Origin of the sequence: Bartonella sp. AA23NXGY (genome assembly GCF_042197165.1) — a bacterium.
Taxonomy (GTDB): domain Bacteria; phylum Pseudomonadota; class Alphaproteobacteria; order Rhizobiales; family Rhizobiaceae; genus Bartonella.
The window spans coordinates 124,499-140,417 of record NZ_JBHIRO010000005.1 but is presented as its reverse complement, the minus strand read 5'-3'; the positions used below and the strand labels follow the sequence as shown (position 1 = coordinate 140,417).

The 15,919-nt window shown below is 35.9% G+C and carries 8 protein-coding genes and 4 pseudogenes; 4 read left to right on the top strand and 8 right to left on the bottom strand.

Annotated features, from left to right (window positions below):
• Nucleotides 1-782: POTRA domain-containing protein (locus ACFINY_RS04410; protein WP_375700879.1), on the bottom strand; the 782-nt coding region annotated here is incomplete at its 3' end.
• A gap of 972 nt (nucleotides 783-1,754) precedes the next feature.
• On the opposite strand from ACFINY_RS04410, the pseudogene ACFINY_RS04405 reads away from it, so the two are divergent.
• Nucleotides 1,755-6,737 (top strand): annotated as a pseudogene (locus ACFINY_RS04405) (DEAD/DEAH box helicase).
• Between the two features lie 303 nt (nucleotides 6,738-7,040).
• On the opposite strand, the gene ACFINY_RS04400 reads toward ACFINY_RS04405, so the two are convergent.
• From ACFINY_RS04400 to ACFINY_RS04385, 4 genes and pseudogenes are all read right to left on the bottom strand, one after another.
• On the bottom strand, nucleotides 7,041-7,673 hold the full coding sequence (locus ACFINY_RS04400; protein ID WP_375700878.1) for a hypothetical protein: 633 nt from the start codon (nucleotides 7,671-7,673) through the stop codon (nucleotides 7,041-7,043).
• A 748-nt stretch (nucleotides 7,674-8,421) separates the two neighbouring features.
• The gene (locus ACFINY_RS04395) at nucleotides 8,422-8,886 is read right to left on the bottom strand and encodes an SMI1/KNR4 family protein (RefSeq protein WP_375700877.1); all 465 of its coding nucleotides are present in this window, start codon (nucleotides 8,884-8,886) and stop codon (nucleotides 8,422-8,424) included.
• 52 nt (nucleotides 8,887-8,938) lie between these two features.
• Nucleotides 8,939-9,508, bottom strand: coding sequence for an SMI1/KNR4 family protein (locus ACFINY_RS04390; protein ID WP_375700876.1), 570 nt, complete (start codon nucleotides 9,506-9,508; stop codon nucleotides 8,939-8,941).
• A 62-nt stretch (nucleotides 9,509-9,570) separates the two neighbouring features.
• Nucleotides 9,571-11,546 (bottom strand): annotated as a pseudogene (locus ACFINY_RS04385) (DUF637 domain-containing protein); the annotation flags it as partial.
• Nucleotides 11,547-11,763: 217 nt separating this feature from the next.
• Here ACFINY_RS04385 and ACFINY_RS04380 point away from each other — a divergent pair.
• Together ACFINY_RS04380 and ACFINY_RS04375 are read left to right on the top strand one after the other, a co-directional pair.
• Nucleotides 11,764-12,000 (top strand): hypothetical protein, encoded by a 237-nt coding sequence (locus tag ACFINY_RS04380; RefSeq protein ID WP_375612395.1) that lies wholly within the window; start codon nucleotides 11,764-11,766, stop codon nucleotides 11,998-12,000.
• A 574-nt stretch (nucleotides 12,001-12,574) separates the two neighbouring features.
• A complete protein-coding gene (locus ACFINY_RS04375) occupies nucleotides 12,575-13,105 on the top strand; it encodes a hypothetical protein (RefSeq protein ID WP_375612394.1) in 531 nt (176 codons plus the stop codon).
• Here ACFINY_RS04375 and ACFINY_RS04370 read toward each other — a convergent pair.
• Nucleotides 13,098-13,955, bottom strand: a complete 858-nt coding sequence (locus ACFINY_RS04370; protein WP_375612393.1) for a hypothetical protein — start codon at nucleotides 13,953-13,955, stop codon at nucleotides 13,098-13,100. The genes ACFINY_RS04375 and ACFINY_RS04370 overlap by 8 nt on opposite strands.
• A gap of 246 nt (nucleotides 13,956-14,201) precedes the next feature.
• Nucleotides 14,202-14,252 (bottom strand): annotated as a pseudogene (locus ACFINY_RS04365) (hypothetical protein); the annotation flags it as partial.
• A gap of 724 nt (nucleotides 14,253-14,976) precedes the next feature.
• Here ACFINY_RS04365 and ACFINY_RS04360 point away from each other — a divergent pair.
• A pseudogene (locus ACFINY_RS04360) lies at nucleotides 14,977-15,123 on the top strand (single-stranded DNA-binding protein); the annotation flags it as partial.
• A gap of 51 nt (nucleotides 15,124-15,174) precedes the next feature.
• Here ACFINY_RS04360 and ACFINY_RS04355 read toward each other — a convergent pair.
• The gene (locus tag ACFINY_RS04355) at nucleotides 15,175-15,741 is read right to left on the bottom strand and encodes a biotin transporter BioY (RefSeq protein ID WP_375612392.1); all 567 of its coding nucleotides are present in this window, start codon (nucleotides 15,739-15,741) and stop codon (nucleotides 15,175-15,177) included.
• Nucleotides 15,742-15,919 lie beyond the last annotated feature (178 nt).

Below are 15,919 nucleotides of genomic sequence, written 5' to 3'. Positions count from 1 at the left end.
GATTGTCCCATATTGTCATGAGAAACAGTAACCTTGAAAGTTTTATCGGGATGATTGTTAATATTGACAATGGTGCTCCCTTCTTCACGCCCTGGAAGAAGTTCGCTTTGAGCGTGCGCTGAACTCAAACGGTTGATCTGATCAAGCCCCTGTTCAATATCGCGCATGTTCAGAACATGACCTTGAAGCCCAGGAAAAGCACTCCATACAACATTATTATAACGAGACGTCGGTGAACCATTATAGTAAATCTCTGAAAGCTTGCCCTCAATGACAACAAATTTGAGCGTCTTGCTGTTTTTGATATCTTGATCAGGAATGTAAAAACGCGCCGTTACATAGCCTTGATCCAAATAAACTTTGGTTAACTTCTTGATTAAGAGCTGAATATCAAAAAGACCAATACATCTTCCAACATAAGGCTCTGTTACGGCTGATATAGAGCGCTTTTTGACATGGTGCACTCCCTCAACAACAACAGCATGAATGGGAAAACATTGCTTCCCACCCAAAAGCGTTTCTGGATTTTGCTCTGAAGGCGTCTTTATCCTTTTAGGCGTTAAAGCGCGTAATTTCTCAATTCTTTCTAATTGCTGCTTTTCTGAATACCTACGAGAAAAATTATCGGTTGGGGAATGAAAAATAGCTGAGGAGCGCGCATAAACATTTACACCTGTAAACAAGCCAAAGAAAACAACAATGGCACGAAAAATTCTCAAAAGAGAACTTTGGCGTAAAAATACACAAAACAATACAGATTGCCCCCGCTTTGCACTATTCATGAAGCATGATTTAAAAGAACTTCATGGAACCGCTAATAAATCCACTCAAAACAGCCACTGCCCTATAACGCTTTTAACAAAAGCACATGCCTCTGTGACCCAAAAAGTGACACCCAAAAACTGCTTTATTTTACAAAAACCACTTTATTTTAACTGCTGAAGATCTCTCCCCCACATTTCTATGGAAAAACCTCTAAACAAAACTGTTTAGCCCGTCAATGGTTAATACATCAATATCCCCAGTTTAATGCTACAATATATTTATCAATAATTAGAGATAAATTCACTCTCCAGCTCCTCTAAGCCACTCAACACGCATATAAACGAGACATCATCCTATCAAGCACATCCTGTCGTCAAAAACCATCATAGAAAACAATAAGAAATCTCTTTTAAAACTTTCTACTCAAATAGGCAAAACTCTCTGTACAGCGCATTAAGCAACCTTTCTCCAAAGATAATGATCTGAACAGAAGAGTTTTCTCCAGTGCTGTCAGTGTTGTCAGTTCTTTTTAGAGCCTATATTATTTTTTTAAATGAGAGAAAATTAAAAACATTATATTTCAATATGTTAGTATTTTAATGATACAACCTATATCGACAATACAACCTTAAATACAATCCATAATATATATTTGTCAGTTTGTGTCAGTAAATTAAACTGACAAAATAGACTATTTTAGTGACTCATAAAACCTATCAAAATACTCATTATGATATCTTAAAAGCACATATCAAATTTGTCTTTTTTCCATAAAATAAACAGAAAATTTCACTACTTTGCTGATCTTATTCCATGTCATGGGCTGTGGATAAGTACCTTTAAAAACCCTTTTGAAAAAAATTTATCCGTTTTTTCGCATTTTTCTGCATTTTTTTCACCATTTACTCAAAATGGATTTAATAAGCTTCGTTTTGATTCCTTTGAAGAGAATTAATCAATAGAATATATTGTCATGGAGTTTATTCTTTATGCTTCGCCCTCATCATTATGATCATGAACATGTCTCTTTACGCTCTCTCTTGGAATATTATCGTCAACAAGCAAAATCACCCCGTGAATTGGGAACGCTGTTTGAAAACCTTGTCATGGCTTATCTTATGCATGACCCTCTCCATTTTGGACGATATGAAACGGTTGAGAGCTATTATGAATGGGCTAAAGAGCGTGAAGGTTGGAATAAAAATGATATCGGCATTGATCTGATGGCAAAGCTTCGTCATCAAGAGGGATATGTGGCTATTCAATGTAAGTTTTATAAAGCTGACCATCAGATCAGTAAAAAAGATATTGATAGTTTTATTGCTGCCTCGGGCAAAAAGATCTTCACCCGTCGTATTCTGGTTGATAGCACCGAAACAGATTGGAGTGATAATGTTGAACTGACTTGTGAGGGGCAAGAAATCCGCCCTCAACGCATAAACCTTTTTGATTTAGAAAACAGTCAAACCGATTGGGGGGCTTATAAAGAACAAGGACAAGCTGTTCTTAAAGAGAAATCAAAGAAAAAGCTTTTAGATCATCAGAAAGAAGCCCTTGAGAAAGTCTGTGAAGGTTTAAAAGAAGCAGACCGTGGCAAGCTGATTATGGCATGTGGTACGGGCAAGACTTTTACAAGTCTTAAGATAGCAGAAACCATAGCAGGTCAAGGCAAGCGCGTATTGTTTCTAGTGCCCTCTCTTGCTCTTATCTCTCAAACAATTCGTGAATGGACAGAAGATACAGAAGTGCCTTTGCGTTCCTTTGCCGTGTGTTCCGATACACAAGTGGGTAAGCGTCGTAAGAATAATAAAAATGATGCTCTTGAATTTGATAGCTCTGATCTTGCCTTGCCTGCTACCACGGATGCAAAAGAACTGGCTAGCAAAGCGGGTAAGGTTTCACATGATCTGATGACCGTGGTGTTTTCAACTTATCATTCCATCCAAGTGATTTCGGATGCACAAAAAAAGTATGATTTACCCGAATTTGATCTGATCATTTGCGATGAAGCACACCGTACCACTGGGGCTTCATTGGGAACTGAAGACAATGAATCTGAATTTATCAAGGTTCATGATAACAGCATCATTCGAGGCAAAAAACGTCTGTATATGACAGCAACGCCTAAGATCTTTACCGATGATGCCAAAAAGCAAGCCAATGAGATCAATGCCGTTCTAGCCTCTATGGATGATAAAGAGCTCTATGGAAAAGAGCTTTATACTTATACATTCTCAAAAGCCGTTCAGAATGAACTTTTAGCACCTTATAAGATTATTGTTTTGGGTATTAATGAAGAGGAAGTTGCTGAATCTATTCAGCATTTGATGACCGATGAGAATTATGAACTTATTCTTGATGATAAAACCAAGATCATAGGCTGTTATCAAGCCCTTACCAAAATGGATCTGAAACTTGATCTTGAAGATGACCCCAAGCCCATGCGTAGAGCTTTAGCTTTTTGCAAAGATATTGAGACTTCTAAACGCATATGCAAGAGATTCAAAAAAGAAAAAGTGCAAGAATCTTTGCGCGCTCTTCATAAGAACTATAAAGATACTCCTCCTCTTAACTGTACCCTTGCCCATATTGATGGAACCTTTAGTGCTAAAGAGCGTACAAAACAACTTGAATGGTTAAAGGAAGATGCGGGGGAAAATACCTGCCGTGTACTTACCAATGTACGCTGTCTTTCTGAAGGTGTTGATGTTCCTGCTCTTGATGCCGTTCTATTTTTACACCCGCGAAAAAGTCAAATTGAGATTATTCAAGCAATAGGACGTGTAATGCGTCGAGCAGAGGGTAAAAAAAGAGGCTATATCATTCTACCCGTTGGGATACCCGCTGACATTCCGCCGGAAATAGCCTTAGAAAACAACCAAAAGTATAATGTCATCTGGCAAGTTCTCAATGCTTTACGTGCTCATGATGATAACTTTAATAAAATAATTCACCATATGCACAAAAAACAAGACGTAAGCGATGCTCTTGAAATTGTTGCTGCTTCTCAAGAACTTGCGTTAGAAGATACGACCACGGTTATTGATGATTTACCTATACGCTCAAAATTAGAGTATTCAGGACTTAATATTGGGTTAGCAACTTATGAATCCTCTCACACATGTGAAGAACAAGGAGAACTCCCCCTTTTTTCTAAATGTAAAGATGTCATTAAAACTGCTATTGTTAATAGATTTTACGACCCTAGCTATTGGAAAAAATGGGCAATAAATGTTGGTGATCTTGCTCAAACTCATATCACACGCTTAACTGAGGTTTTGACGAAATCAGAAACTGAAACACGGCAGGTGTTTAATGATTTTATGACCGAATTACGTAGTAATTTAAATACAACTATCTCCGAACAAAATGCGATTGAAATGCTTGCGCAACATCTTGTGACGCGTCCAGTCTTTAATGCTTTATTTGAGGGGCATCAGTTTGTTCAAGAAAATCCCGTATCTTGCGCTTTACAACGTGTACTCAATGCCCTTGATAAAGTTACTCCTAAAGAAGAATCTCAAGATCTCAAAAATATTTCTAAGAGTGTACAATTTTACACGCGTGGAATTACCACTCTTGAAGCACAACAAAGTTTAATTGTAGAGCTTTACAATGAATTTTTCCGTTATGCTTTTCCGCGTACAGTAGAAAAATTAGGCATTGTTTATACTCCCATTGAGGTTGTTGATTTTATCATTCATTCTGTTGATGATGTGTTGCGTCATGAATTTGGAAAAAGTCTAGGATCACGTGGTGTTTCTATTCTTGACCCTTTTACGGGTACTGGGACCTTTATCACACGGCTATTACAATCCAATCTCATCAAACCAGAGGATATGGAATATAAATACCGTTATGATATCCACGCAAATGAGATTGTCTTGCTAGCCTATTACATAGCAGCCATTAATATCGAAGCAACCTATCATGGTCTTATGAAAGGAAATTATATCCCTTTCAAGCATATTGGTTTGACTGATACGTTTCAGACGCTAAAAAAGCAAGATCTAATACAACGTCTATTAAAGGAAAACAGTGAATATTTAGAACTTCAGAAAAATCTCAATATTGAAGTTATTTTTGGCAATCCTCCTTATTCAACTGGTCAAAAAAGTGCTAATGATAATGCAAAGAATACGCCTTATCCGATATTAAATAACCGTATTGGTGAAACTTACGCCGCTCAATCTAAAGCAAGCCTTATGCGAAATCTTTATGATAGTTATATTCGTGCCATTCGCTGGGCAAGTGACCGTATAAAAGATTGTGGTGTGATTGGTTTTGTTACAAATGCAAGTTTTATAGATACAAAATCTATGGATGGTTTACGCAAGTGTCTAGTTGAGGAATTTAGCAGCCTTTATATTTTCCATTTACGGGGTAACCAACGAACTTCTGGAGAACTTTCTCGCAAAGAAGGTGGTAAAATTTTTGGTTCTGGATCTCGAGCCCCTATAGCGATTTCCATTCTCGTAAAAAATCCAAATGCACAACAGCGTGGTAAGATATATTTTCGTGATATTGGAGACTATCTCACGAGGCAAGAAAAGCTTACAATGATTGAATCCCTTGGAAGCATTAATGGTATTACACGAAGTAAACAAGGTTGGCAAATAATTACACCGGATAAGCATGGGGATTGGATAAAGCAACGTGATGACAGTTTTAAAAAATTTTTAGCTATAGGTGTTAAAAAAGGACATGATAAAAAGCTCTTTAAAATTTATTCCTGTGGTCTAAAAACAAACCGTGATGCTTGGGCATATAACTCAAGCTATAAGATTTTAGAAAATAATATGCATAATATGATTACTTTCTATAATAGCGAAGTAGAACGTTTTAATGATGCCTATCCACATGCTGATCATAAAATACGTGCAAATGCTGTAAACAATTTCATCAATGCAGATGAGAGCAAGATTAGCTGGAGCCATAATGTTAAACAAGAATTGGTAAGAGGAAAAATTCTTAAATTCGAAGATGCATGCCTCATGCAAAGTTTATATCGCCCTTTTACACGACAGTGGCTTTATTATAATCGTACTTTCAATGAGAGAGTTTACCAAACGCCGCGTATATTCCCAATGGAGAAAGCGGTTGAAAATAAAATCATACAAGTTACAGGCATAGGAGCAATGGGAGGCTTTTCTGTGCTTATGACTACGGCTCTGCCCGATGTTCAGGTGATAGAAAATGGACAATGCTTTCCACGCTATATTTATGAAGATAGTACGGTCCCAAAAAGTAAAAGAGAGAAACAATCCCATTTATTTACGGATTCTACAGAAGAAAGTAAAACAGTTGGTTTACAGAGGCATGATGCCATTACGGATGAAGGATTAGCACATTTTAAAGCTGCTTATCCTAATGAAAAAATTACTAAGGATGATCTATTCTATTATGTTTACGGTCTACTTCATTCGGAAGATTATCGCTCTCGTTATGCTGATAACCTCTCTAAAGAACTGCCTCGTATCCCGTGTGTAAAGAGTGCTGATGACTTTTGGAAGTTTGTAACAGCAGGGCGTGAACTCGGTCATTTGCACGTGAATTATGAAACTGTAGAGCCTTATCCAGTGACCTTTAAAAAGGGTAATCCAAAAGTTACAGAGAGCTCTAATCCCGAAAAATTCTATTACGTGACTGAAATGAAATTTTCTGGGAATAGTAAGGAAAAGGATAAATAGACTGTTTTTTATAATAGCAATATCATCATGACAGATATTCCTCTTGAAGCTTATGAGTATATCGTTAATGGTAAACCCGCTCTTGAATGGGTTATGGAGCGTCAATGTGTAAAGACTGATAAAAAGAGTGGTATTGTGAATGATGCCAATCGCTATGCTGTTGAAACCGTTGGCAACCCTGCTTACCCTCTAGAGTTATTTCAGAGGGTTATTACCGTAAGTTTAGAGACAATGAAAATCGTTAAGAACCTACCAAAACTAGAAATTAAAGAAATTGAATAGACTTGGCTTGCTAAACTCACAAGGGGTATAGAGTCTTATAACCATAATCTATACCTCTCTTGTTAAGTTGATTAGATACAATCTTTAAAAAGAGTGCTTATATGCGTTATTCTAAAAAGAAATCATTTGCACTTTTAGATACTCTTATTTGGATTGCTTTAAGACTTTTAAGAAACCCACTCTTAAATAGAATTAGATTTTTTTACATTGCCTTTAAAAGATTATACCGTAATCTAAAATGATAGCTTTATTAACATCGACCTTGTGGCTAAAATTCGTGATTATGCTGCTATTTTCCTAACTCTACTTTGGGACTATAAGCCCCTCTTTGGCTAGTTTTTCAACAGTTGTTTCAGCAACGCTTACTATGAGATTAGAAAATGATGCAAAAGCATTTCCATCGCTATAGCCTTTTGCTAGCCATATGGTTTCTTTGTTTTTTGTATGGTGAATAAGATAAACACTAACACTTATGGCGGGCTTACTAATATTATATCCACCGGTCACATAACCTGGTGTCGTCTCAGTTTTTATGGTAGCAAAGTTTCCAAATCCCGAAATAGTACTTGTAGAGGTTCCCGGATGATATGTTGGCGGGATATACGTCTGTGATATAGCACGATTATCAACGCTAACTATTAGGAGTGCATCTGCGCCTTTATTTGTTATAATTTCCTCTTTCTCGTTATAGGAATAATTACGAGTTAGAGGGAAAAGTTCTAATCCTCTCAATATCTGTACATTGTATTTAACGAGGGATTTCTCAAAGGTGTCTTCAAGTTCTTTTTGCTCAGAAATAGACATGCCAACACCTCCTATGACCACCTTTTTCGTTTGAAATCGTCCCTTGTAGTTTGGATCAACAATTCCGTTCAAATGTGTTATAGGACCACAAGCTGTGAGTATTAACAAACAAAGTAAAATAAAAAACTTCATCATCATAAACCTTTGATTAATGCAAAAGTCTAATAATGTATTTATAATTCAAATTAAAGATACGATTTGAACTTTTAAATAATTTTTTTAGATTGTTTTGCAAAATTTAAGAAATCCACTCTTAAAGTGAATTAGATTTTTTTACATTGCCTTTAAGAGATTATACCGTAATCTAAAATGAGTGCTTTATTGTTATCAAAAGCTTTGTTTAAAGAGAGTTATGTATATTCATTTTGCTTATAGGTTTTGAAGGTGTAAAAACCGTCACCCCCCTCAAAACGTATATTATTAGTTGAATTTATAGGTTGTGTTATCAATATGAGTTGTTTTTTTAAGATCTGTAAAATCTTAACCTATTGAAAAATAACGTTTTTACTTTTTATCGTTTTTTTATCTAAAAGGGGCAACCCTCAAAACTCAAAACCCCTTCAAAACTCATAACTATAATGATCTTGATAGCATTTCATATGAGTTACAAGCTATCTTTTGAAAGGCTTTACAGGATCATACGCTTTTCATAAGACATGTTTTAATCACTCACTAAAATAATCTATTTTGTCAGTTCAATTTACTGACACATAACTGACAAATATATATTGTTAGTTGAATTTATGGGTTACTATTTAAAAGGTTGTATCATTAAAATAATAACATATTGAAATATATTGATTTTAATTTTCTCTCATTTAAAAAAAATAATGGTGGTTTAACATTGCAATTTGAAAATAAAACCACCATACAAAGAAATTTACTTCAAATTATCTGTAATCCTTTTACAGAGGAATTCATAGAAGTTACTTGCATAATATTGTGGATCTTTGGGTGAAAAATCAAAATAGAGTGCACATTCTCCATTCTGGAATTGAGAATAATCGAAGAAAAATGTCTCTCCAAAATCGGTTCTACTAACAATAAGTTGTTGTGGCGTTGCAAAACCATTTTTTCTATAATTTAAGTTTTTATAAACAATATCATCACTACGAACAATCTCAAAGTTTGTATCATAAACGCTACATATTTCCTCACCACAAATTTCCCCTCTTCCATAGTTTTTTAAAAAACTTTTATAGGAAGACGTAAACTGCAAACCAAGAGTTTTCTCTGCTTTTTCAATCAGTGCATCATCAACTACTTCATCTGTAGAGCCAAAATCGATACTATCGTTATATTTATCAACTAGTACTGCAACATCAGCTAAGGTATAGGTTTTCATAGATGATCCTCAAAACTTGCGTTATAAACGCTCCATATTCCCTCTATCAATTTCACCTCTTACATAGTTTTTTCCAAAAACTCTTGTAAAAAGGGATAGGTTGCGGAGTGGGAGTGTTCTCAGTCTTTTCAATCGGTTGGTCACCATCAAGTATCTCTTCTCCCGCGTGTACTTTAATTCTTTTGCAAAGGAATTCATAAAAATTACTGGCGTAATATTCGCAATTATCCAATGGATACATAACATAGATTGGACATTCTCCATCCCGAAACTGCGTATAATCAAAATAAAAAATTTCATCAAAATCAGCGTAACACACGACAAGCTGTTCTGATGTTGCAAAACCATCTCTTCTATCATTTAAGTTTTGGAAAACAATATCACCACCAGGGATATCTGCTCCACACTCCTTATAAAGGCTAAAGATTTCTTCACCACCAATTTCTCCTCCTACATATTTTTTTAAAAAGCTCTTATAAGAAGATGTGAATTGCAAATCGAGAGCTTTCTCCGCCTTTTCAATCCGTAGATCATCAGCCGCATTTTCTTCAGTACGAAAATTGATAATATCATTATATTTATCAACTAATTCTACAACATCATCTAAGGTATAGGTTTTCATCAATTATCCTCCATAAATTATTTTATAAGTTTCTTTTTTCTCTTTTCATCAACCGTAGAGAATTACTGCCGGTGCTCCTGTCCCCATCTGTCAAAATCTATCCCTATGATACTCCATTTCATGTCGATTATTCCTCCTAAATTATTGTTTGTTCTCTATACCCTTTAGCACGTTCCTTCCAATATTCCTCTCTCCAATTACCAAACTTGTCTCTCTCTATAAGCGATTGATGTGTTTTGGAAGGAGCATGAATCACGGAATTATATTTGTTATGAGATTCCCTGCTCATTTCTGCTATGGGCCCTTCAGGCGTTTGTGATAAATGATGCAATTCAACAGACCTTCCATCAAATCCTATCGGTGCTCTTCCTGCTTCCATTCTCTCAACATTGGTGCCCCACACTTCTTTTTTGTTTACTGTCCATTTAGAAATTCTGTCAGGATCAAACAAATCATCTCTCTGATAGGCTTTGTTAGTCTGTCCAAATTTGCTATCGGTAAATTTAGTGGGTTTCTTTTTTAACCAAAGCTTTTTTTCTTTAGCAGCAAGTTTGGTCAGTTCTTTCCTCGCCGCAAATTTGTCAGGATCTCCTTGAGCTGCAAGTTCTGCAAGATTTTTCTTGGAAGCGAATTGGGCAAAATCTTTCCTAGCCATGAATTTAATCCAAGCCTTTTCGCCAAGCTTTATGCCTCCCTTGGCTGCTCCAGCAACTCCTGTCATTAGGGATGCTGTTTCAGTCAATAATTTTCCAAATTCAAGTCCAGGATTAAAGGAACCACCAGCACCAGCTCGCTCATATTCCTCCTCCATTTTATTAATGCGATCTACATAGGACTGTCCAAGGGTCCGACCAATTGTCGCCAAAATCTCACCACTGCTGAAAAAATCTTTGAGCGCTTTCAAAGTCTCTTTAGGATGTTTGGCTATTTGCAAAAAACCATCAACCGTATCGTATATTTCAGCCGGGACACCAGCTACCATACCTGCCGCAAAGCTTATATCTTGCCCTGTACTAATCGCAGTCCACTTCGCAGACACTTCTGCTGCACATAAAAAGTCAGGACACTCCTTTAATTCTTTCTCCATCTGAGCTTGTTGAGCACTGCTGAGGTAGTTATTTGCAGCGGCATTACCTGCGGCATCGGCACCGGCATCAACATCGCTACCGGCAATGGCAGCAGCAACGCCCCCGGCAGCCCGTGCGACATCAATGGTGTGATCTCTAAAGTCAGCAAACTGCGCATCAATCTTTGCGTTTATACGCGCTTCCTCTTCCGCAGTTGGGGTGCGACCGTTTAGATCCCCCATTTCCTCTTTCACAATGCCTTGCACCCACAATTGAAACTGGAGCATGGCTGTGGCTTCGCCCACAGCACCCCCCAGCACCGGCAGAGCAAGCACCGCTCGCAACAGCGCCTTTTAAGCAGCCAAGACCGGCGTGGGCAACGATCTGCGTGACCGTGTCTATTTTGCCTTCAGCCTTGGCGGTACCGATTTCTTCCGCCAACGATTTGCCAACCGTATCAGACAGGGCGATGCGCAGATTGTTAAAAAAGTTCTTGTCAAGAGAGCCACCCTCAAGAGCCGTTTGAACGCTCGTGCCAATGGCGGCTTTGATCAGGTTCTTTTCCGCTTCACTGGCGATACGATCGACAAAAGGAGCCGTTTTAGGCAAAGATTGTCCAACACCTGCCATTTCCGTTATTTGGCTGGTTAAGCCCGCCGTCAACATCGACGAGACAATGCTGAGAACATTCTTTGAAGAGCCAAGCTCATGCAAGGCGCCGGCAATATTGCCGCGATTATTGACAAGAGCCACAGCGCTTTTGTTAATCAGCGCTTGGACACCAGCCTGTATCGCCGCATTCATGGCGGTGCTCGAGAGCCAAGCCCCAAAGCACCGGTAATGGCACTGGCAGCGCCCGAGGCTGCTCCACCCGTAACCGCCGTGACAGCCAATGCCACGAGAGCCGCACCGGCTTCTGTCAGCCCTTGGGCTTTATAATCCCAGTCTTTAAATTCAGCCTTAACTGCTTGCTAATCAACTTTCCTTACAAATCTTAATCAACCCAAAGTAATAGCCTGAAATAGCAGTGTGTTGTATGGAAAATTAAAAACAAAAACCGAATGAAGAAAATGCACTTGAGACTTGCATATGGCTTCACAGGTTTATTGCTGTAAAAGCTTCAAATGATGATATCTCTAATACTTTTTTCGCTTGTTCTCTTGTGGTAGCTTCCACAAGCGAAAAGATATGGACGATAACACCTCTTCTCAAGCTTATCAAACTGAACTCAAAGGTATTTCCTTATTGATTTTGAAAGAGTCCTTTAAACGCATTTTGCAGAGCAACGTAGAAAGCATGTCTAAAAAAATCATTCCAAGAGCAACAGATTTTTCTAAGTATTGTGAAGAGATTGAAAAAGATCTTCTTTCACGAGCCAAAACTCTTCATGAACTAATGACAGGAGAATTTAAAATAGATTTCTAAAAAATAGCAAAATAGTGAAAAGTGCTGATCACTTTTGGATTGGATATGCATTTAAAGAGTGATTAAAAAGTTTTTTTAATGTACAATATATTTCTAGAAGCCAAAATGGCTCTATAGTATCAAATTTATAAAGTAAATAAATCCATTAATACAAATTAAGGATTTTAGGATACACGAATTTCAAAATATTTGTTTTTTAAAACATGAGTCGCCAGCATCAGCGCAAAAAATGTTGCGGCAATTATGATTCCCTTTCGTGTACTTTTGAAATAACAGAGCTTTTCTTTAATCTTTATGAAAGGATTGCCAGTGCGATGGGCTTTTTTGAAAGGTGGATTTGGGTATCAAAATGCAAGCAAGAGTTTGTAATTATGGAGCTTTGTGTTTAAAGCTATCATCAACTATAGATAAATCATAGACGAGGTTAACTAAAATATTAAAAGCAACTGGATGCAGTAGAAGACATTGCTATTAAAAGAAAAGCAAATGCTAAAAAGACTAAAAGGTAGTTTGTGTTTTTATATCAGAAAATAATTTAAGAAATTGAATCATAATTTTTTCACAGGAAATAAATATGTTTACAGATAAGAAGAGAAAAGCCTTGTTTGGCGTTATAATTTTTATATTTTTATGTTTTTTAGGAATAAGAAAAAATCTTGACTTTATTCAGGGTATTTTGACATTCGCGTCTATTTCTTTGGTGATCGTAACAACTGTTTTTGCAATTTTATGCAATTCTAATATCCCTTCTGAGTTGCAAAACAACCCACAATATAAATGCGGCAATACAACAGGTTGGAAGAAATTAACATGTGAGTTACATCAGTATATGCACAGTCTCCTAAAGTTAATAATTTTAGCGCTTGTCGTTTTAATTTTCCCAAGTAGTTATAAAGAAACTGTTTCTTTGCCTGTCATTTCTAAGTACGTGGAGCACAAGTTTTCTTTTTCATTGGATACCATACTTTGGTACTTAGATATTGCTCTTGGATATTCAAATATTATAATTTGGTACTTTTTTTTATTCTGTGTATTCTTCCTTATGTTGCGTACACGCAGTTTAATAAATATATCTATTTACACGCTACAGTGCTCTATTAAATAGATACAGTAAAACTTACGATTTCATGCTTTAATTTTTCTTTTATATGACCTTCATTATACATACCATTATCATTTTTACTCGTTTTAATAGCAAATTTATGTTGAAAAGTTTCAGTATTAAATATTATATCAAAATTATTATGTGTCTTTCCAACAAAACTTATGTTTTTAAATGCTGGATTTAATTTATATTTTTTAAAAAGATTCAAAAAATAATTCTTTAAATTATTTTTTTCTTTAAATTTGATACCCAAGTCAAGTTCCATTTCAGAATAATCATCCGTGGGAAATTCACCCAACAAAAGTTTAGCCATCTTTAGCAAGTTGTCTTCTGATTGCATTGCAAAAAAATCTAGTTGTTTTGGTTGTGTATATTTCAGTTTTATTTCTTTAATTAAAAGCAATTTTTTTTCGAACTCTTCCTTACCAACAATATCAGGTGAGATATCAATCGTTTTCGGGGGAAAAGATTTTTTGTAGTGTAGCTGCAAGAATTTGTTTAACTCTTTATTTGAAGAAAAAAGTGTTAACTCTATAGGAATCAAAATTCCAAAATATTGCTTATTCTGTTCAACATATTTTCTAGGACGTGGGTTAGGAATATTCTGAAAGTCATTTTCAGAATCAATCACTTGGGGATTATAAGGACTATTTTCTCCCGTTAAAACATAAATCCAATAGCAGATCTTCGAGTTCACAGAAAACTTTTCAATTATTAAGGTAACACATTGATTATCACGGTTAAAACGGTATGTTCCTTCCTCTAAAAATTTATCAGCATCATTGATATTAACTAATTCTGAGGCTGGATCTATTTTATATTTATAAGAAAGAAAGTTAAGGGTATTCATAAAATTAACATAATTACAATGTCTATAGTCTTATCGGGTGGTAGATGTTGCCTAAGTTATCTTAGTGACTATGTGAGTGTAGTGTATCGCAAATATACTGGGTCATTTAGAATCGTTTGGCTGAAAATTAAGGCTATAAAATTTTAATTGCAAAAGCAATACGAACTTTAGAGAACTCTGCAGTGAGAGCTAGTTAGATTTTTAGAATATGGGCTCCCCCTTCCCTGCTTTTAAGTGGAGGAGAAATCAGTGCATTGAACAAAGCATGGCATCACGTAAAATGGCGTTAATCCGCGTTTGATATCCTTTCCCTTGACTTTTAAAGTCACGCTAGTACGTCTGAATCCACACGCACAGTTGTGACAGTTTTCATGGGTTTACAGAATGGATTGAAAACGGCGTCTTTCCAGAACTCATCATTGAGTGACAGAATATCTCTATGATCAATTGCACTATCCGACATTACAGCCAATTTATCAATTTCAACTCTCTGTTCATCTGTCAAAGCCGATAAGTTACCTACCTCGATTTTATAACGAACTTTCTTCTTTATAACGTTTCTTTTCTTTCGAGTTGGCTCTCTGTGCTGAAATAATACGGATTACCTCTATGCCATCTTTATCGTCATGGACAGTATGCACTACGAATAGTAATAAAAAAACTCCACAAGCACTAAAGCTTGCTAACCATACTCTCCATTTTCAACACGGTCTTGTTTAGCTATGGAGAATAGATCAGAAAAAACATATGCAGCTATTTCAAAACTTTACACGGTGCTTTCTAAGATTACTTTTTGTTTTAGCTTCATTCCATTCAAATCTCATTTTTATACCTTATATTAATACATTTATAAGGGTATTATATACATCAAGAGTTTTAGATGAACACTTAATTATCCATGTTTTTGTACAATTAATATAATTTAAAAATTAGTGATTAATTAACTAAAAATATTAAAAAAATAATAAATTATTCTAAGCCTTTATGCATATAATATGCAAATCGAATAAAACTTACAAGCATGTTGAATAAAATGATATTAATTGGCTATTTGAGAGCTGCTCCTGAAAGAAAAAAGAATTTTGGTGCCGCAACATTCAATTTTTGTATGGCTACCTCTGAGAGCTATGCAGATAAAAATACCAATAAAAAAGTAAACAAAACAGAATGATATTCCGTAGTGCTTTTTAATCTACATACATTTGGAAAAACTTGTTCTTCAGTACAAAACTGCCCCTTTTTCCGAATGAATGAGAGGAACGGTTTTTTTAATGGTCAACGCTACAAAGGATGTAATCAGCACTTTCAAGAAACCACTAACAAAAAAACCTAATGAACTTATTAAAACTGTCAGCAAAGGGACCTGTGTCATATAAGCCACCCATGGTATTCCAAAAGAATAGACTATCCCAATGCCACCCACGGTATTTATCACAAATAATATTATAAAATTTAACCGGTGCCAAAATAATTCTACCATAAAGCCAATAAAAAATGCAGCAAATGGAAAACTAATCAGATAACCACTCGTAACTCCTGAAAAAACACTAATTCCACCACGACCACTAGGCAATAGAGGTAACCCAATCGCAATAAGAACAAGGAAAAGAAGTGATGCTAAAGCTCCCCTTTTCGCTCCAAGTATAGAGCCTGCTAACATCGGAGCCATAGACTGAGCTGTAATAGGGACACCCAGCAAAAAAGGAAGATAAATAGGAGGAAAAAGACTCAAAACAGCGTAAATAGCGGCAAATAAAGCAATATAAACTAAATCTTTTGTATTCACTGAATTATTCCTTCACTAGGGAAAAGCTTTCGTTATTGTTGTATAATTAATAAAAAGTATCATATTTATAAAAGTACACTTTAAATGCCTTAGATATAGAGAAAAATACTATAATAATTTATTTTAATAACATCACTTATATGAATCATATTAGATTCTACAATGTTTAATTACATCA

Coding starts and splice junctions, on each gene's coding strand:
- ACFINY_RS04400 (WP_375700878.1), bottom strand. CDS start 7,673: ATGAAGTTTTTTATTTTACTTTGTTTGTTAATACTCACAGCTTGTGGT.
- ACFINY_RS04390 (WP_375700876.1), bottom strand. CDS start 9,508: ATGAAAACCTATACCTTAGATGATGTTGTAGAATTAGTTGATAAATAT.
- ACFINY_RS04380 (WP_375612395.1), top strand. CDS start 11,764: ATGGACGATAACACCTCTTCTCAAGCTTATCAAACTGAACTCAAAGGT.
- ACFINY_RS04375 (WP_375612394.1), top strand. CDS start 12,575: ATGTTTACAGATAAGAAGAGAAAAGCCTTGTTTGGCGTTATAATTTTT.
- ACFINY_RS04370 (WP_375612393.1), bottom strand. CDS start 13,955: ATGAATACCCTTAACTTTCTTTCTTATAAATATAAAATAGATCCAGCC.
- ACFINY_RS04395 (WP_375700877.1), bottom strand. CDS start 8,886: ATGAAAACCTATACCTTAGCTGATGTTGCAGTACTAGTTGATAAATAT.